General features: G+C 70.1%; 15 protein-coding genes. 3 read left to right on the forward strand and 12 right to left on the reverse strand.

The genetic code is table 11. From position 1 onward, the window contains the following. Positions 1–19 precede the first annotated feature (19 nt). Both ND450_RS19235 and ND450_RS19240 read left to right on the forward strand, forming a co-directional pair. Positions 20–1093, forward strand: coding sequence for a tryptophan dimethylallyltransferase family protein (locus ND450_RS19235; RefSeq protein ID WP_305885229.1), 1074 nt, complete (start codon positions 20–22; stop codon positions 1091–1093). Positions 1094–1117: 24 nt separating this feature from the next. Next, a complete protein-coding gene (locus ND450_RS19240; RefSeq protein ID WP_253327445.1) occupies positions 1118–2479 on the forward strand; it encodes a tryptophanase in 1362 nt (453 codons plus the stop codon). A 53-nt stretch (positions 2480–2532) separates the two neighbouring features. Here the strand turns inward: ND450_RS19240 and ND450_RS19245 are convergent, their stop codons facing one another. The 9 genes from ND450_RS19245 to ND450_RS19285 all read right to left on the reverse strand — a co-directional run bounded on the left by ND450_RS19245 (position 2533) and on the right by ND450_RS19285 (position 11343). Beyond that, positions 2533–3126 carry an ATP/GTP-binding protein gene (locus ND450_RS19245; RefSeq protein ID WP_089919432.1) on the reverse strand — a complete coding sequence of 198 codons (594 nt, stop codon included), beginning with the start codon at positions 3124–3126 and terminating at the stop codon, positions 2533–2535. Further along, positions 3107–3484: a DUF742 domain-containing protein gene (locus ND450_RS19250; RefSeq protein ID WP_089919434.1), complete on the reverse strand. Its 378-nt coding sequence runs from the start codon at positions 3482–3484 to the stop codon at positions 3107–3109. The genes ND450_RS19245 and ND450_RS19250 overlap by 20 nt, the downstream gene beginning before the upstream one ends. Further along, positions 3481–3918, reverse strand: coding sequence for a roadblock/LC7 domain-containing protein (locus ND450_RS19255; RefSeq protein ID WP_253327446.1), 438 nt, complete (start codon positions 3916–3918; stop codon positions 3481–3483). Before ND450_RS19255 ends, ND450_RS19250 begins: the two co-directional genes overlap by 4 nt. A gap of 26 nt (positions 3919–3944) precedes the next feature. Next, positions 3945–6338 carry a nitrate- and nitrite sensing domain-containing protein gene (locus ND450_RS19260; RefSeq protein WP_253327447.1) on the reverse strand — a complete coding sequence of 798 codons (2394 nt, stop codon included), beginning with the start codon at positions 6336–6338 and terminating at the stop codon, positions 3945–3947. 787 nt (positions 6339–7125) lie between these two features. Continuing rightward, on the reverse strand, positions 7126–8112 hold the full coding sequence (locus ND450_RS19265) for a hypothetical protein (RefSeq protein ID WP_253327448.1): 987 nt from the start codon (positions 8110–8112) through the stop codon (positions 7126–7128). Next, positions 8109–8600: a hypothetical protein gene (locus ND450_RS19270; RefSeq protein WP_253327449.1), complete on the reverse strand. Its 492-nt coding sequence runs from the start codon at positions 8598–8600 to the stop codon at positions 8109–8111. Before ND450_RS19270 ends, ND450_RS19265 begins: the two co-directional genes overlap by 4 nt. A gap of 54 nt (positions 8601–8654) precedes the next feature. After that, entirely contained in the window at positions 8655–9680 is a 1026-nt protein-coding gene (locus ND450_RS19275; RefSeq protein ID WP_089919442.1) for an NAD(P)-dependent alcohol dehydrogenase, read from the reverse strand. Continuing rightward, entirely contained in the window at positions 9677–10333 is a 657-nt protein-coding gene (locus tag ND450_RS19280; RefSeq protein ID WP_253327450.1) for an iron-sulfur cluster assembly protein, read from the reverse strand. Before ND450_RS19280 ends, ND450_RS19275 begins: the two co-directional genes overlap by 4 nt. Beyond that, positions 10330–11343 (reverse strand): amidohydrolase family protein, encoded by a 1014-nt coding sequence (locus tag ND450_RS19285; protein ID WP_253327451.1) that lies wholly within the window; start codon positions 11341–11343, stop codon positions 10330–10332. The genes ND450_RS19280 and ND450_RS19285 overlap by 4 nt, the downstream gene beginning before the upstream one ends. Positions 11344–11498: 155 nt before the next feature. Here ND450_RS19285 and ND450_RS19290 point away from each other — a divergent pair, with 155 nt between their 5' ends. After that, positions 11499–12896: a helix-turn-helix domain-containing protein gene (locus ND450_RS19290; RefSeq protein WP_253327452.1), complete on the forward strand. Its 1398-nt coding sequence runs from the start codon at positions 11499–11501 to the stop codon at positions 12894–12896. Between the two features lie 36 nt (positions 12897–12932). On the opposite strand, the gene ND450_RS19295 is transcribed toward ND450_RS19290, so the two are convergent. The 3 genes from ND450_RS19295 to ND450_RS19305 all read right to left on the reverse strand — a co-directional run bounded on the left by ND450_RS19295 (position 12933) and on the right by ND450_RS19305 (position 17610). Continuing rightward, positions 12933–14081 carry a serine hydrolase gene (locus ND450_RS19295; protein WP_253327453.1) on the reverse strand — a complete coding sequence of 383 codons (1149 nt, stop codon included), beginning with the start codon at positions 14079–14081 and terminating at the stop codon, positions 12933–12935. Positions 14082–14161: 80 nt separating this feature from the next. Further along, positions 14162–14830: a phosphoribosylformylglycinamidine synthase subunit PurQ gene (locus ND450_RS19300; protein WP_089919449.1), complete on the reverse strand. Its 669-nt coding sequence runs from the start codon at positions 14828–14830 to the stop codon at positions 14162–14164. Beyond that, a complete protein-coding gene (locus ND450_RS19305) occupies positions 14827–17610 on the reverse strand; it encodes an AIR synthase-related protein (protein ID WP_253327454.1) in 2784 nt (927 codons plus the stop codon). Before ND450_RS19305 ends, ND450_RS19300 begins: the two co-directional genes overlap by 4 nt. Positions 17611–17702 lie beyond the last annotated feature (92 nt).

Genomic DNA, 17702 nt, shown 5'->3' on the forward strand with positions numbered 1-17702 from the left:
GAGCGCGCCATCCGTCTCGTTGCACGATTTCGCCATTGGACAACTACACGACCTGCTCCGCGCTGTCGGTTTAACGAACTCAGCCGAAAGCGCGACAGAACTGCTGGGTGAAGCATTAGGCCCCGGTTCCCGGCTTCCCCTCTCCGCGGTTCCCCATTGGCCCTCATCGGTCGCCGACGACCACACCCCGGTCGAATTCTCGGTGGCTTTGGCTCAAAACGAACCCCCCGCCGTGCGCATGATCGTCGAGTCGCTCGCCGAGCAGCCCGGCCGGCAGGCCAACGTCACCGCCGCGCTGCGGGTGCTCGACGGGCTGACCGAACGGCACCAGGTGCGGCTGCGGCAGCTCGACCTGGTCCGCGACCTGTTCCTGCCCGAAGACCCGCAGGGCGCGTTCGCGTTCTGGTACTCGCTGATCGTCGGGCCCGGTGCGCCTCCCGCCGTCAAGGTCTACCTCAACCCCGACGTGCGCGGCCGTGAGAGCGCGACCGCACTGGTCGGCGAGGCGCTGTCCCGCCTCGGTCTGAGCGCGGCCCTGCCGGCCGTGCAGGAGCACGCGCTGCGGCGCGCAGGGCTCGACCGGTTCTCCTTCTTCGCCCTCGACCTCATGGAGGAGGACCGGGCGCGGGTGAAGACCTACGTCGCGCACGACGACGCCGTGGTCGCGGACGTGGTGCGCGCCGCGGCCGCGGTGCCCGCGGTCGACCCGGCGATCCTCGCCGACGTCTGCGAGCTCGCCTGCGGCGGCACGGGGCCGTTCTCCCGGCGTCCCCTGATGTCGAGCTACACGTTCCTGTCCGGCGACACGGAACGGCCCAGCGGCTACTCCCTCTACATCCCGGTGCGCGACTACGTGCAGGACGACCTGGAGGCGTGCGAGCGCGTCCTGGCGATCATGGCCAGGTGCGGGCTCGACACGACGCCGTTCGTGATGGCGCTGGCGAGCCTCGTCCAACGCCCGCTCGGGGACGGCGTCGGCCTGATCGCCCACGTGTCGCTGCGGCTCGGCAGACCGAAGCCCGGTGTCTCGGTCTACCTGTCGTCGGAGGCGTACGACGTCACGCCGCCCCGCACCAAAGCACTATCCGCTTAGCGCTGCACCAGAAAGGCCACCGCCGTGGAGCCGTACCGCATCAAGGTCGTCGAGCCCATTCCCATCACCACCCGCGAACACCGGGAACGCCGCTACTCCGAGGCCGGGTACAACCAGTTCAACCTGACGGCGGAAGACGTCACGATCGACCTGCTGAGCGATTCCGGCACCGGAGCGTTGTCGGCGGAGCAGCAGGCCGCCGGCATGCGCGGCGACGAGACGTACGCGGGCTCGCGCTCCTGGTTCCGGTTCCGCGAGGTGGCCTCGGACCTCACGGGGTACGAGCACATCCTGCCCGTGCACCAGGGCCGCGCTGCGGAACGCATCCTGTTCAGCGCGTTGCTCAAACCCGGGCAGATCTCGGTCAGCAACACGCACTTCGACACCACCCGGGCGAACGTGGAACTGGCGGGCGGCGTGGTCCGCGACCTCCCGTCACCGGCCTTCTCCGACTTCGACAGCGACGTGCCGTTCAAGGGCGACATCGACCTCGTCGCACTGGAGGCGTTGCTGGACGGGCCCGAGGACGTCGGCCTGGTGCTCATCACGATCACCAACAACGGCGGTGGCGGCCAGCCGGTGTCGATGGCCAACCTCGAGGCCGTGCGCGCGTTGTGCGGCAAGCACGGCGTGCCGTTCATCCTCGACGCGGCCCGGTTCGCCGAGAACGCGTGGCTCGTGACGCAGCGCGAGGAGCGCTACCGCGGCCACAGCCCGCGCGAGGTCGCGAAGCTCGCGTTCCGGCTCGCCGACGGGTGCGTGCTGAGCCTGAAGAAGGACGGCATCGTCCACATCGGAGGGATGCTCGCGCTGCAGGACGCCGATCTGGCCAAGCAGTGCGAACTCCTGCTGATCGCGACCGAGGGGTTCAGCACGTACGGCGGGCTCTCCGGCCGCGACCTCGACATGTGCGCGCAGGGCCTGGTCGAGGTGACCGACCCGATGTACCTGCGCGAGCGCGCCGACGCCACGGCGTACCTCGCGGACTGCGCGCGCGAGGCCGGTGTGGACAGTGTGCGGCCGACGGGCGTGCACGCGGTCTACCTCAACGCGGCCCGGCTCCTGCCGCACATCCCGCCGAGCCGGTTCACCGGCCACGCGCTCGCGTCGGAGCTGTACCTCGCGGGCGGGATCCGGTGTGCGGAGGTCGGTTCGCTCTACCTCGGCGACATCGACCCGTCCGGCGAGCTGCTCACGCCCGCGCCGTTCGAGCTGGTGCGGCTCGCGATCCCGCGCCGCGTCTACACCCGCAGTCACCTGGAGTACGTGGCGGAGACGCTGGCGGGCATCGCGAGGGACCCGGAGCAGGTGCCCGGCTACCGGCTCACGGAGGTGCCGCCGATCCTGCGGCCGTTCCGGTGCCGGCTGGAGCAGATCAGGCCGTAGGAACGGCTGAAGCCCTTGGTGTGCGGCACACCAAGGGCTTCAGCGGGCCTGCTTCAGGCCATCACGTCGAGCCGGTTCATCGCGTGCTCGATCACGCGGACCAGCACCGCCTTGCACGACTCGCGGTCGCGGGCGTCGCACAGCACCAGCGGCACCGAGTCCGGCACGTCCAGCGCCACGCGCAGCTCCTCGGTCGTGTAGGTGTGGCTGCCCTGGAAGCAGTTCACCGCCACGACGAACGGGATGCCCCTGCGCTCGAAGAAGTCGATCGCGCCGAAGCCCGCGTCGAGCCTGCGGGTGTCGACCAGGACGACGGCGCCGATCGAGCCGATGGCGAGCTCGTCCCACAGGAACCAGAAGCGGTCCTGGCCGGGTGTGCCGAACAGGTAGAGCACCAGTTCGGGGTTGATCGTGATGCGGCCGAAGTCGAGGGCGACCGTCGTCGTGGTCTTGCCCTCGACGCCGTAGAGGTCGTCGATCTCCTCGCCGGCCTCGGTGAGCAGTTCCTCGGTCCGCAGCGGCGTGATCTCGCTGACCGCGCCGACCATCGTGGTCTTGCCGACGCCGAAGCCGCCGGCCACGACGATCTTCACGGAGGTGGGGACGGAGAGTTCTTCCCTGCCCTGCTCAGATTGCACGGACACCATCGAGCACCTTCTGGAGTAGGTTCATGTCGACCGGGACCACCTTCGTGGACGGGCTGCTGGTGATGACGTCACCGCGCTGGATGAGGTCGCTCAGGAGCACCTTCACCACGACGAGCGGCGCGTGCAGGTAGGCGGCGACCTCCGCCACGGAAAGCGGTTTCCGGCAGAGTTTGATGATCTCCAGGTGCTCGACCGAGAGCGTGCCCTGGTCCGTCGTCGTGCGCAGCGCCCGGACCTGGGTCGTGAGGGTCAGGTCCTCGCCCGCGGGCTTGGGCCTGGTGCGACCGCTCACCATGGCGTAGGGGCGGACCATGGGGCCCGCCGCCTCGTCGTACCACCAGTCGGAGGAGTTGCTCATGACAACCCGAGGGGGTTGGGCATCCTCGGCGAGGCCATTGTTCGGGGTGCCGAGGAGAGGTAGGCGCCTACGCGCTTCACGAGCATGTTCATCTCGTAGGCGATCATGCCCATGTCGGCGTCCTCGTCGCCCACCACCGCGAGACAGGCGCCCTGTCCCGCCGCGGTGACGAAGAGGTGCGCGCGTTCCATCTCCACGATGGTCTGGCGGACCTGCCCACCTCCGAAGTGCCTCCCGGTGCCGCGAGCGAGGCTCTGGAACGCCGACGCCATCGCCGAGAGGTGGTCGGAGTCGTCCTTGGAGAGCTCGGGAGAGTGGGCGAGCAGCAGGCCGTCCGCGGAGAGCACCACCGCGTGCCGGGCACCGACCACTCTCGCGACGAGGTCCTCCAGCAGCCAGTTGAGCTCGGGGTGCCCGCTGGTCAGGTCGTCCACGGAAATAGCCCTTTCAGTATTCGTCATCACGGTTCCACGACGTCGTCGGCCTGGCGGGCGTCACGGGTTCCCCGCTGGAACGCGGCCATGCCGTCGCGGGTGCGTTCCGCCCGTTCCTCGGGGTTGAACTCCGCGAGTTCGGGCATCGGCCGGAGGTCGTCGTTGGCCAACTGCGGTACGAGGTGCTGCTGCCGCCTCCGGCGCGGCAGCTCGGGCCGGGCGTTCTGGCGCGTCGTCTCACCTTCCGCCGGGTCGTCGGTCGGCCAGGCGCCTGCCTGGCGGTCGTCCCGGGGCAGCTCGAGCTGCCCGCTGTTGCTGTCCAGATCCCTTTCCGGGTCTGGGGCGTGGCCGTTTCCCACTGCCCTGCCGGCCCAGAACTCGTCCAGCTGGAACGTCTCGGTGGGGCGCTCGGCCGGCAGGGACTCGTGCGTCAGGTCGCCCTGCAGCGGGACCGCGGCCTCCAGGGCCTCGGGCGAGCGCGCGGCCTGCTGCATCGTCTGCTGGCGGAACGTCGGCTTCGGCATCTGCACCGAGTCCGCGGGGTCCACCGCGCCCGCCTCGCCGACGATCAGCTCGGACGGGATCAGGACCAGCGCGATGGTGCCGCCGGACGGGCAGTCGCGCAGCTCGACGTGGATGTGGCGGCGCGCGGCCAGCCGGGCGACGACGAAGAGGCCCAGGCGGGACTCGCCGCGCAGCCTCATCGCCTCGAAGTCCGGCGGCGCCTCCAGCATCTGGTTGTGCTGCTCGCGGTCCTCGGGCTTGATGCCGAGGCCGTGGTCCTCGATCTCGATGACGAGGCCCTGCGGCACCTCGCTGCTGTGGATCTCGACCTGCGAGCGCGGCGAGGAGAACGACGTCGCGTTGTCGACGAGCTCGGCGATCAGGTGGATCGTGTCCGCGACGGCGGCGCCGACCAGCGCGACCTCGGGCACCGGGTTCACCTTCACGCGGGCGTACTGCTCGGTCTCCGCGACGGCGGCGCGGACGACGTCGAGCATGCGCACGGGCTTGCGCCACTGCCTGCCCGGCTGCTCGCCGGTCAGGATGATCAGGTTCTCGGCGTTGCGGCGGGCGCGGGTCGCGAGGTGGTCGAGCTGGAAGAACGCGTCGAGGTGGTCGGGGTTCTCCTCCTCGCGCTCCAGCTTGTCGAGGATCTTGAGCTGGCGGTGCACGAGACCCTGGTTGCGGCGCGCGATGTCGAGGAAGACCCGGTTCACGCCCTCACGGGTCTGCGACTCCTTCACGGCCGCGGCGACGGCGGTGTACTGCGCGGCGTTGAACGCGTCGGCCACCTGCCCGATCTCGTCGTTGCCGTAGTCGAGCGCGGGGACCTCGGCGGCGACGTCGACGTGCTTGCCGTCGCGCAGCCGCTCGACGATGTCCGGCAGCCGCTCGTGGGCGAGCTTCAGCGAGTCGCTCTTCAGGCTGATCAGGCGGACGATCAACGCCTTGTTGACCAGTCGGTTCGACACGCGCACGGCGACGAAGATGCCGGCGATGACCGCGATCAGGGCGATGAGGGAGCCGATGAGGACGGTGGTGAACTTCTCCTTGCCGTTCGCCATGGCGATGTTGACGGCGCCGGTGGACTGCTCCTGCACCATCGTGACGATCTCCTGCGAGACCGCGCGGGTGGCGTTCTCGAAGTCCGCCAGGGTGACCTGCTGCCCGACGGGCCGTTCCGAGTTCTGCAGCAGGCGGTTCTCGAACGTCACCAGCTGCTGGTACGGCGCGCTGCCGGTGAGCTGCTTGTAGTGCTCGCGCACGTCCGGCAGCGCGACGGGCTCGATGACGTTCAGCGTGAAGTGGTACGCGCCGACGAGGTTGACGTACTCGCGGTGCTCCTCCGGCGTGAACTTGCCCGCCGCGATCGCACCGGCGGCGACCGAGCTGGCCCGCGACATCGCGTCGGAGGCCTGGAAGGCCTGCAACGCGGTCAGCGCGCCCTGCACGGTCTCGGCGTCGGGCACGATGCGGGCCTGCGTGCCGAACAGCGAGCCGCCGGCGTCGAGCACGCTGTTGTAGTAGCGGTAGACCTCGTCCTTGGACGAGTTGCCGGACTCGAGGCGCTCGCGCTGGTCCGGCAGCTGGTCGAGCAGCCCGTTGAGCTTGTTGATGCCGTCGACGATCTCCTGCGGCGCCTGCGAGGCGAGCTCACCGAAGGCCGCCTTCATCTTCTCGACGTCCTTGTCGGTGTCCTGCTGCTGCTTGAGCAACGCCGACGAGGTCGCGCCGGAACGGCTCAGGCTCGTCATGCTGAGCTCGCGTTCCTTCTGCAGCGACGCGAAGGACTGCACGGCGGGGATCGACGCGTCCCGCGCGCCGGAGGCGACCAGCTGGAGGTAGAGACCCTCGAACACCGTGTACGACGAGAACAGCGCCCACATGGCCAGAAGGACGACGCTGGGAACCACCACGACACCAGTGAGCCGAGAACGAATTGTCTTGTAATTCGTCTCAGGCACGTTCTTCAGCTTCACAACGCTCCACGACCACCCGAATTGGCGACGGAAAGATAGCACTGCAAGATCAACACTATCAACAGCGATGATCTTGAGGGGTGAGAGCAGAGTACTCAGTCAGATGCGCAGCGCAACACCCCCTATCCGAGTTCAGGTGACCTGTCGCGTTGGGGGAAGGCGTTCTGACAGGTAGGGGCGCTCCCCCTCGACCGAGCGGACGAAAGCGGCACCGAGCTGGGCTTTCGTTGCACGACACTGGGAACGAGCCCCCTAATGGGCGGCAACTTGACACGGTCGCGGGCCGTCTTCTAAGCAAGAACGCAGCGCGACCGGATGTTGCTTTCCGTCACCGGCACTTATTCGGAATTTCGCATGCGGATCTCGCGACCGAGCGTGATCAACTCCGCCATTACCCCGTCGTGATCTTGGAGTTCGACACCCTCCGGAACGCGTCAATTCCGCTGGTCATCGCCGTGCTGAGACGGGCGGGCAGGCGTTACGGCGCGGCACACCCGCCTGCCGCAGTGTCCTGGGCCACACGGCGACCGCCACTACTCCGTCCGGGTAACCCACCGCCACGGGCACCGACACTCTGCGCGATTCCTGTCCGTTTCCTGCCCGTACCGAACCCCCTAACAAGAAGGATTGGCGTGGAATAGAAAACTTCTCGTCCTGTCCGGGAGTTCCCGCAAGTTCTCCGACCGCCGTGAACGCGAGTTCCTTTCTCCTTCACCCGCGGCCATCAGCGCGTACGACTTGTACGGCGCTCCTCCCGTGCCTGCTCGATGCGCTCCTCCAGCTCCTCGAACCACCGCCGGCCCTGTGCGCCGCAGTTGTCGCGGATCTCGTGCTTGAGCTCGGACGTGTTCGCGTTCAGGTCGCGGACCATGCCCAGCCCGTGGTCGACCTGCGCACGCAGTTCGCCGCACGACGTCGCCAGGTGCGTCGCCGCGGCGCGCATCTCGGCGCGGGCGCGTCTGCTCACGGTCAGCTGGAGCGCCGCGCTCCTGGCCCGGCGGACCAGCGGCGACATGGTGCGCAGCGAGGTCTGCGCGGAGGTGTAGGCGAGGTGCGCGGTGTCGGCGCACTGGTAGGACTCGCGGTGGAAGACGCGCAGCGAATGGAACTCGACCTCGCCACGCCGGTTCCGGACCGGGGCACGAGCTTGGAGCTTCACCAGGCGCGCCTGCACCTGTTCGGCCTGGCGGTGCACCTTGGCGTTCTCGGCGTGGACGCGCTTGAGCGCTCGGTCGGCCTGAGCGGCGGCCTCCCGCACCTCCTCGACGGTGACGCGACGGGCACGGCGGTCCCACAACGCCATCACGACGAGCACGGCCACTGCGGTCAGGGACGCGGTACCCACGAACGGCAGGTCGCTGTTCTGCACGACGTACTCGCCGGGGGCGTTCTTCTGGTAGGCGACGAGGTTCGTGGCGGCGAGCAGGACCAGACCGTGCGCCAGCAGCCCTGCCCACCGCTTCCCCGGCGGGGCTCCGCGCACCCTGCCGTCGCGCCGGAACACGGACCGGACCACCAGCACGCTCAACGGCACCGAGAAGGCCGCGCCCCACAGCCATTCGCGTGGGTGGAACACCTGCTCCGGCACGCCGTCCACGGCGGTGCGCAACGCGATGGCGGGCGACACCAGGACCAGCGCCAGCGGCAGCCAGAAGAACAGGGCGAGGAACGCGAGCGCGCAGCCCCCGCAGCCGCTCCTGTTGCGGCTCACCGGCGGCGGCGCGGCTTGCGGGCGGGCGCGAGCGCGGTGGCACCGGATCCGTTGAGCACCTTGTCGATGACGTCCGCGACGCCGCCGGTGAGCTCGGTGTGGTGCTGCACGAGCATGGTCGTGAAGTGCTGGGTCAGGTCGATGTACGCGCGGCGCTCGGCCAGTTCGATGCCCGGCTTCACGGTCGCGCGCTGCATGTTCACCATGCACTCGCGCAACGCCGCCGCGCTCCTGTCGGCTCTCCCGAGCTCCTTGCGCATGCTGCGCAGGGAGGCGGTGGACTCGCGGCGGCGCTGGTGCAGCACCGCGAGCTTGACCTCCCTGTCGTCCACCGCCGCCGCCTCGGTGATCCGGCGGATCTCGGTGGCCAGCGCGTACGTCTCCGCTACGCACCGGCCGGCGTCGCCGAGCGGTTCCAGCTGCTCGGCGACGCGGGACAGGGCGTCGGTGAACCCGACGTCCTTGCCGTTGACGGTGACCAGACCCATGGACCACTCATCCGCGCGGCGGCGCGGAGCGTTACAGCCCGAACGAGGTCCGGCTCAGGGCGTGAGGATCGCGCGGCCCCGCACGCGTCCTGCGTCGAGGTCGTCGATCGCGTCCTGGAACCTGTCGAGCGGGTACTTCTGCGTGTGCAGTGTGACCTTCCCCTGCGCCGCCAGCACCATCAGCTCGCACAGGTCGTTGTAGGAGCCGACGAGGTTGCCGATCAGGTTGATCTCCGTGGAGATGATGTCGATCGTCGGGACGTCGATGTTCTCGCCGTAGCCGACGACGTGGTAGTCGCCCGCGCGCCGCAGCATCGCCACGCCGTCCTTCGTCGCGCCGCCCTCGCCGACGAAGTCGATGACGGTCTCGGCACCGTTGCCGCCGGTGAGGTCGAGGACCGCGGAGACGTGCGAGCCGTCCGCGACGACGCCGTGGTCGGCGCCGATCGTCTCGGCGAGCTTCACCGCGTCCGGGTTGCGGTCCACGACGACGATCTCGGCCGCCGTCAGCGCCTTCAGCACCTGCACGCCGATGTGCCCGAGGCCGCCGGCGCCGATCACCACGCACCGGTCCCCCGGCCGCAGCCTGCGCGCCGCCTTGGCCGCCGCGTGGTACGCGGTGAGGCCCGCGTCGGCGAGCGCCGCCACGTCGGAGGGCTCCAGCGCGTCGTCGATCTTCACGACGCTGCGGGCCGACGTCTTCAGGTACTCCGCGTAGCCGCCCGCGGTGTCGATGCCGGGGAACTGCGAGGCGGCGCAGTGCACGTCGTCGCCGCTGCGGCAGGCCCGGCACAGGCCGCACGTGATCAGCGGGTGCACGATCACCTTGTCGCCCACGGCGACGTTCGTGACGGCCGAGCCGACCTCGTGCACCCAGCCCGCGTTCTCGTGGCCGATCGTGTACGGCAGGGCGACGCCGGACTTCTCCGCCCACTGGCCCTCGAGGATGTGCAGGTCCGTGCGGCACACGCCCGCGCCGCCGATGCGCACGACCACGTCGAACGGGCCGGTCGCCTTCGGCTGCTCGACCTCGGTGAGCGCCAACGGCTGGTGGTAGCCGACTACCTGGACGGCCTTCATGCCGATTCCTCCATTGCGTAACGGGTGCGGAGCAGGCCGCGGCAGAAGTGCGCGTTGCCCTCGATGGAAATGCCGACCGACCGGGCGAACCGCAGCCGCAGCGGCAACTGGCCCGCGGGCAGGGGCACGCCGTGGTCGTCGACGAGCACCGGCGCGTCCGGCGAGGTGTCGAAGCCGAGCGCGGACCGCCTGCGCCGCAACGCCTCCGCCGCCTTGGTCGCCGGGAGGTCCTTCAGCGTCAACGACCTCAGGCGGTCGACCGGCACGTCGCGCACGGCCCGTTCCATCGCCGCCGCGTGCGCCTTGCGCTGGAACGTGAGCCGCAGCTCTTCGAGTTCTCGCGACGCCTCTTCGCCGTACGTGCCGACGAATCCCGAATCCGCCGCGATGCCGCGGTTGATCACGTCCGAGTCGTGGTGGTCGTCCAGCACCACGACCACGTGCGGGGCCAGGTCGCGCAGCACGTCCTTCGAGTCCGACGCCATGAGGTACGCGAAGTTCGGCGAGCAGAACGCCGTCGGCAGTCGCAGGTGGACGGTCAGCACGTCACCGTCCAGCTCGACCGAGCGGACGAACCCGAGCGTGGTGATCGGCTCGTCCAGCTCGGGGTCCATCACCTCGTCGAGCGCCTGGAACACGGCGGTGTCGATCATGCGACGGCCACCGCCTCCTGCTCGACCGGCGCGACGTCGAGACCGGCGGGCACCGGGATGTCGTACAGGTGCGCCGCGTTGAGGCCGAGGATCTTCTTCTTCTGGGCCACGGTGAGCGGCGCGTACTCGGTCATGTCCTCGGGGATCTGGAAGTCCACGAAGCTCTCGACCAGCCAGCGCGGCGTCCACAGCGCGTAGTCGCTGGAGAACTGGATCCTGTCCTCGTTCAGCCAGTACAGCAGCTCGCCGATGATCTGCGCGAAGTAGCGCGGCCGGGTGTGGATGAACGGCATCGCGACCGCGAGACCGGCGTGCACGTTCGGTTCCTGCGTGGCGATCCAGCAGAAGTCCTCCAGGCGCGGCAGCCCGCAGTGCTCGACCACGAAGTTCATCTCGGGGAAGTCCGTCGCCACGTGGTCGACGTCGGCCACGTCGAACGCGTCCCGGTCGAGCGGCCGGATCGTGGGCCCCTTGTGCACGTGGATGTTGCGGATGCCGAGCTCCTGCGCGGCCTCCAGGTACTTGTAGCTCCACGGGTCGTCGAGCCGGTAGCCGCGCGAGTCGCCGTACCACTCGGCCGTGTAGAGCTTCACTCCCTTGAGCCCGAACCGTTCCGCGTCGCGCTTGAGCTCGTCGAGCCCCTTCTGCTCGCGGCGCGGGTCCCAGCAGTGGTTGTAGGTGAGCTTGTCCGGGTGCTTCGAGGTGAGCGCCCACGCTTCCTCGGTCTGCCCGAAACCGTTGTGGTAGAAGGCACCGAGGTGGGCGGGCTGGAAGATCGCGTGGTCCACGTACCCGTCGTCGAAGAGGTCCTTCATCAGGCGGTCACCGCCCTGGTAGAGGTACTCCTCGTACGACCACACCTCCGACTCGGGCGAGAGGTTGCGGTGGTAGTCGTAGAAGCAGTCGATGAACTGCTTGCCGTGGATGTTGCGCTGGTTCTCGGGGCGGGCGTCCCAAAGAGCGATGTGCGCGTCGACGATGAAGTAGTCCTCGCCGTCCTTCGAGTACATGCTGCCTCCCGCTGGCGTGGTGGTTGTGGCAGACCGTAGGAAGATCGGCGCAGCTCAGGCACCCACCCGGTGTCTCACTTTGAGACAGGGATCCACACGCCGAACGGACGTCCCGGCCGTACTCTGGGCTTCGAACGCGCGACGAGGAGGTCGACGTGGACGACCGGCGGCTGGCCGCGATCCCGCAGCGACTGCGGGCGTCGTGGTTGCGCAGTGAGCGGTACGGCGTGCCCGAGGACGAGGTGCGGCCGGTCTTCACCGGCACGGTCGACACGTCCTCGCTGTTCTACGAGTGCGGCCACGAGGTGCTGCGCGGCCTGCACGCCACGCTGTCCAACGAGCCCATCAGTCTGATGATCACCGACAGCGACGGCCTCGTCCTGACCAGGCTCTGCACCGATCCGGGCATCGTCCGCTCGCTCGACCGCGTCTACCTCGCCCCCGGTTTCTACTTCGCCGAGACCAACGCCGGCACGAACGGCCTGGGCCTCGCGCTCGCCGACCGCACGGCGTCGCTGGTCCGCGCCGACGAGCACTACTGCACGGGCCTGCGCGGCTACACGTGCGCGGCCGTGCCGGTGCTCGACCCGGTGTCCGGTGCCCTCGCGGGCAGCGTGAACCTCACGACCTGGTCCGACCAGTCGTCCGACCTGCTCCTGGCGCTCGCGCAGGCCGCGGCGGGCAACACGGCGGCGTTGATGCTGGCCCGCGCCTCGGGCCGCAAGGCGCGCCCGACCCCGCGCGGCGAGGTGTTCCGCGTCTACTCGGACCGGGTGGCGCCGCCGAAGCTGTCCGCTTCCTGGACGTCGGCGGTGGCGACCGCGGCCGAGGCCATGCGGGAGGACCGCGTGGTGGCCGTCGTCGGCGAGCCGGGAGCGGGCAAGACGGCGCTGGCCACGTGCGCGCGCCGGTCCGTCCGCCCCCGCGAACGCCTGCTCAACGCCCGTCCGCCGGCCCCCGACGCCGTCGGGGAGTGGCTGCGGCTGTGGACCCCGGAACTGGGCAAGGCCGACACGTGCGTCGTCGTCTCGGACGTCGACGCGCTGCCGGCGTGGGCCGCGTCGTCACTCGCGCCGCTGCTGACCGGGTTCGTGCTGACCGCGACCGAGGCCCTGCCCGAGGCGCTGGCCCCGCTGGTGGACGTCGTCGTGGAGGCCCCTGCCCTGCGGTTCCGCCCCGACGACATCCTGCCGCTCGCCCACTACTTCGCGCACCGCGACCGGGGCCGCGAGATCACCTTCACGTCGGCCGCCGCCCGCGCCCTGCTGTCGTACGAGTGGCCCGAGAACACCAGGCAGCTGCGCCACGTCGTGCGCGTCGCCGCGGCCCGGTCCGACGTCGTCGACGTGCAGCACCTGCCCGCCGAGGTGTTCACCAGCGTCGGCCACCGGCTGAGCCGGTTGCAGGTGCTGGAACGCGACGAGATCGTGCGCTGCCTGACAGCGCCGGGCGCGACGATCGCGCAGGCGTCCGCCGAGCTCGGCATCGGGCGGGCGACGATCTACCGCAAGATGGCGCAGTACGGCATCAAGGCCGACCAGATCAGGGGCTAGTGGTGTGGCGCAGGAGGTCGCCGGGGGAATTCGCGGTCAGACGGGTGCATCGTGGTGCCGCCACGAGACGCCCTGCTGGGTGCGCATCACCTCGCCGACCTCCTGCGCCGCACCACTGGTCACCGCGTTGGCGATGCGCAGCGTCATCTCCTGCTGCGACGCGTCCCTGACCGCGGGCGTGAAGGAGTAGGCGATGCGCCGCTGCCGGTCGCGCGTCGAGAACATGCCCGCGTTGTAGCCGTACCACTCCCCCGTCTTGCCCCACACCTCGACGCCGTTGACCGTGAAGGTCTGCAGGCCGGTGCCGTACCTCGCGGGCGTTCCGTCCACCATGGACACCTCCGGCAGGGTGAACATCTTCTCCAGCAACGGCTCGGGCAGCAGCCGGCCACCGAACAGCGCGTCGATGAACCGGGTGAGGTCACCGGTCGTGGACACCATGTCGCCCTCGCCGTGGGCGCGGGACGAGTTGAAGTCGCTGACGTCGACCCTCTGCCCCGAGACGTCCAGGTAGCCGTGCACGTGCGCGCCGCGGATGGTGGTCTCGTTCCGTTGCGGCACATAGGTCTTCGTGAGGCCCAGCGGGCGCGTGACACGTTCTTCGACCTCCCGTGCGAGGTCCCGGCCGGTGATCTTCTCGACGATCATCGTGGCGAGCAGGTAGTTGATGCCGCGGTACTCCTGCCTGGTGCCGGGCGGGAACTTCGGCCCGCTCTCCGGGATGAGGTCCCGGAGCTGCTGCGGCGTCCACCGGTCGTAGCGGTGCGCGAGGACCTTCTCCGGCGTGCTCAGGTCCGGGTAGCCGACCTCGTTCGGGATGCCGCTGGTGTGGTTCAGGAGCTGGCCGACCGTCACGGCGTCCAGCGACTCGGGCACGTCCGGGAAGTAGTGGCGGACCTTCGTTTCGAGGCTGAGCCTGCGTTCCGCCACGAGCTGCAGCGCGACCGTCGCCACGAACACCTTGGTGACGCTGCCGATCCGGAACCTGTCGTCCGGGCGGACCTCGCGCCGGCCGTCCGCGAGGCCTTCCGCGCCGTACCAGCGGCCGGCCGGACCGGCCACCCGCAGCTGCGCCGACGTCGCCACCGGGTGCTCCAGGTCGGCGATGGCCGCGTGCAGCAGTTCCGGTTGCAGGGGCGGTAAGGGAGTCACGGCGACGAGGGCCGCGATCAGGAGTGATTTCATGATCACCACCGTGCCGTGGTGATCACGGCACGGACATGGTGCCGGCCCCCGCTCTCGCGGTGGGGCCGGCACCAGCACCGCTAGCGGACCGCGCGCACGCCGTTCGAGAAGAACGCCAGCCGCACCTCGCGGTCGATCGCCCGCTCGGGGTGGTCCATCAGCCCGAACGCGAGCCCGTCGGCGCTCGTGACACCGGCGATGTCGTCGAACGAGCCGTCGGGGTTCGAGTCCTTCTCGTAGCGCAGCGCGACGCGGAAGCCCGCGGTCTCGCTGCCCGGGTCGAAGCGGCCCTCACCGTGCGCGCACGGGAAGGTCAGCGTCTGGCCGCCGAGGCCGGTGAGCCACGGGCTGTCGTTGTCGTTCTCGACGACGTGCCGCTGGTTCTCCTCGTTGCGGAACGTGCCGGCGCTGTTGACCTTCAGGCCGACCTTGCCGAAGCAGCCGCCGCGCACCGCGATCTGGAACCCGTTGCAGATGCCGATCAGCGGACGCGTGCGCGCCGCCTCGAACTGGTCCGCGAGGTGGCTGCGCAGCAACGCCGCCGCCACCGCGCCACCGCCGAGGTGGTCGCCGAACGAGAACCCGCCGGGGATGCAGAGGATGTCGGCGTCGTCGAGCCGCTCGGTGCCCGCCAGCAGGTCGGCCGCGAACCTCATCCGCGGCTGCGCACCCACCTCGGCGAACGCTCGGACGGTCTCCTCCTGGCAGTTGGTGCCGGGCAGGTACAGGACGTTGACGGTCGGCTTCATGCGATCCTCGCCGTGAACGAGTTGAGCCAGCCGTCGCGCGCGGCCGGTGCGAACAGGTCGATGCCTTCGAGCCCGATCCCGGTGCCCTCCAGCGTGCCTTCGAGGGTGCCGAGGACGACGGGGTTCAGCTCGGCCGGCAGGGCGGCGACGTCGTCGGGGGCGACCTCGACGACGGCTGCGACGCGGTGCTCGGCGAAGAGCGACGCGGTGGTCCCGGACTCCAGCCTCACGCCGATGCCGCTGGCCAGCACGCCCTGGGCGAGCGTGGCCGCGACGCCGCCGGCGCCGATGCGGGCGCCGCTGCGCAGGAGGGTCCTGCTCGCGGCGAGCGCGGTCAGGTAGCTGTCCACCTCGGACAGTTCCAGGTCGTCGAGCGCGCCGGTCGGCAGGCTGAGCTTGCGCGCGGCGACCGTGCCGACCGGGGACGGCGTCTCCAGGCCGACGCGCACGAGCACGTTGCCCGGCGTGGTCCACTGCTCGCGCAGCAGGCGGTCGGTGTGCGGCACCTTGCCCAGCGCGGACAGGAACACCGCGGGCGGCACGCTGACGAGGCCCTCGTCAGTCTGCACGGACCCGGCCGACGAGTCCTTGCCCGAGATCAGCGGCACGCCGAAGTGGCGCACCAGCACGGCGAGCTCGTCGACCATGCCGACCAGCCACTCGCGCCAGTGCGGGGACAGGTGCGGGGTGTAGAAGTTGTCGCACATGCAGATGTCCTTGACCTCGACACCCGCGAGCACCTGGCCCGCGATCGCCGAGCAGAACATCTGACGGGTCGCGGCGACCGGGTCCGCGTCGAACATCCACGGGTTGAACGCGGTGTTCAGCACGGCCGCGGCGGGCGACCCGGTGACCGGCGTGCCCGCCCAGTAGGCCGTGCGGACCGAGTGCTCGGTGCCGTAGTGCGGGCCGTACCAGGTGTTGCCCTGGACCGTGGAGTCGTACTGCGAGTCGGCGAAGTGCTGCGAGGCGACCTCGGCGTCGGCGACGACCTCCTCCAGCAGCCCGGCGAGCTGCGTGGGCGCGAGCTCAGGCCACTCCACCACGTCCGTCGGACGCGGCGGCGCTCCGACCTCGACGCGTTCGACCTCGAGGTCGAGCAGGTCGTACGCCACGTCGAAGCCGGTCTCGCCCTGGTGGGCCGGCACCTCGTCGGGAGCGCCCGCGATCAGCGCCTCCTCGGTCAGGTCGGGGGCGTGGAACACGTGGTAGCGACCCGTGTCCGCGAACCGGCCGATGACGGTGGAACGGACCATGTGGCGGTCGAGGATCTGCTTCGCCCGCGCCTGGTGCTCCGGCGGGACGGCGAGCAGCATGCGCTCCTGCGACTCGGACAGCAGGATCCGCCACATCGGCAGCGCCGCGGTCTTGAGCGGCACCAGCGCGGTGTTGATCCACACGCCGCACGCCTCGCCGATCTCACCGACGGCGCTGTTCAGGCCCGCGCCACCGACGTCGGTCAGCGCGCTCATGCAGCCCGCCTCGCGCAGCTCGATCAGGGCCTTGCGGAACTTGACCTGCTCCAGCGGCGCGCCGATCTGCACGGCGGCCGTGTCCATCGTGGCGCCCGCGGAGCTCGCGGACGCGCCGTGGATGCCCTCGTTGCCGGTCAGGCCGCCGATGAGCACGACGAAGTCGCCGGGACGCGGGGTGCCGCGCTGCGCCGCCGACACGGGCAGCAGGCCGATGCTGCCGCCGAGCGCGAACGGCTTGGCGCGGTAGGCCGGGTGGAACGTCATGCGCGACGACATCATCGGCACGCCGAACGTGTTGCCGTACTCCTTGATCGCCCGGATCGTCTCGCCCGCGAGCCTCTTCGCGTCGGGACGGCCCTTGATCGGCGCGGGCGCCTCGGGCTCGCCGACGGCGGTGTACTCGAAGCTGCCGATCGGGTCGGCGGACAGGCCCGTGCCGAGGATGTCGCGCAGCACGCCGCCGAGCTTGGTCAGCTGGCCGAAGTAGCCGGAGATGGCCGACGGGCCGTTGTGCGTCTCGGCCTTGATCGCGATCGCGTGGCCGTCGTAGAAGTCCCAGACGCCCGCGTTGTCGTGGAACATGCTCAGCACGTTCGGGTTGTCGACGTCCTTCGCGGCCTGCACGAGCCGGCCGAGCAGGCTGCCGAGCGACTTCCAGGTGGTGTGCGCGCAGTGGTCGCTCCACCGGGCGTCCAGCGCCTCCAGCAGCACGTCGGTGACGAACTCGTCCTTGAGCGTCTCCTGGACGTGCTGGACGTGCTTCATCTGGGCGAGCGAGAGGTTGCGGCCACCGGCCACGCCCAGCGCGGCGAGCGCCTCGTCGTCGAGCCCGCGCAGGTCGTACTGCGCGGCCGACTCGTAGTGGCCCTGCGGCACGAGCGTGTCGTAGTGCGGTTCCTCGTCGTGCAGCTCTTCGATCGTCGCGTTGAACCGCGTGGCGGCGACCAGGTCCCTCAGCTGCGGCGACGCCGACCTGTAGCTGGTGGCGACCTTGCCGGCGCGCGCCTTCACACCGAGCAACCCGCACACGGTGATGATCGAGTCGCTCTCGTTGTCGACCACGCCGCGCTTGTAGGCGACCTGCACGGCACCGGCGTCCAACGGCCGGTCCAGGGACACCTCGACGTCGAGCTGGTCCCCGAGCACGGCGGCCACGTCGGCGAGCGCGGCGGGATCCGGCGCGCCCTCGAACTCGACGTAGTAGTCGCGCCACACCTCGAGGTCGTCGAGCCCCCACGATCGGCCGAGCTCACGGATGTCGGGCTCCGCGACCCCCGCGGAGCGAACCGAGAACTTGTGGATCAACAATCCTCCTGGAGCTGAACGGTCGGGAACCATTGTCCCTGGCAGCGACCGCGCTCGTGGAGGCACCCAGGCATCCGGGCGAGGCCGCACTG

Source organism: Lentzea sp. HUAS12, from assembly GCF_024125735.1.
In the GTDB taxonomy this organism is placed as follows: domain Bacteria; phylum Actinomycetota; class Actinomycetes; order Mycobacteriales; family Pseudonocardiaceae; genus Lentzea; species Lentzea albida.

Coding starts and splice junctions, on each gene's coding strand:
- ND450_RS19245 (WP_089919432.1), bottom strand. CDS start 3,126: ATGGTGTCCGTGCAATCTGAGCAGGGCAGGGAAGAACTCTCCGTCCCC.
- ND450_RS19250 (WP_089919434.1), bottom strand. CDS start 3,484: ATGAGCAACTCCTCCGACTGGTGGTACGACGAGGCGGCGGGCCCCATG.
- ND450_RS19270 (WP_253327449.1), bottom strand. CDS start 8,600: ATGGGTCTGGTCACCGTCAACGGCAAGGACGTCGGGTTCACCGACGCC.
- ND450_RS19275 (WP_089919442.1), bottom strand. CDS start 9,680: ATGAAGGCCGTCCAGGTAGTCGGCTACCACCAGCCGTTGGCGCTCACC.
- ND450_RS19280 (WP_253327450.1), bottom strand. CDS start 10,333: ATGATCGACACCGCCGTGTTCCAGGCGCTCGACGAGGTGATGGACCCC.
- ND450_RS19285 (WP_253327451.1), bottom strand. CDS start 11,343: ATGTACTCGAAGGACGGCGAGGACTACTTCATCGTCGACGCGCACATC.
- ND450_RS19295 (WP_253327453.1), bottom strand. CDS start 14,081: ATGAAATCACTCCTGATCGCGGCCCTCGTCGCCGTGACTCCCTTACCG.
- ND450_RS19300 (WP_089919449.1), bottom strand. CDS start 14,830: ATGAAGCCGACCGTCAACGTCCTGTACCTGCCCGGCACCAACTGCCAG.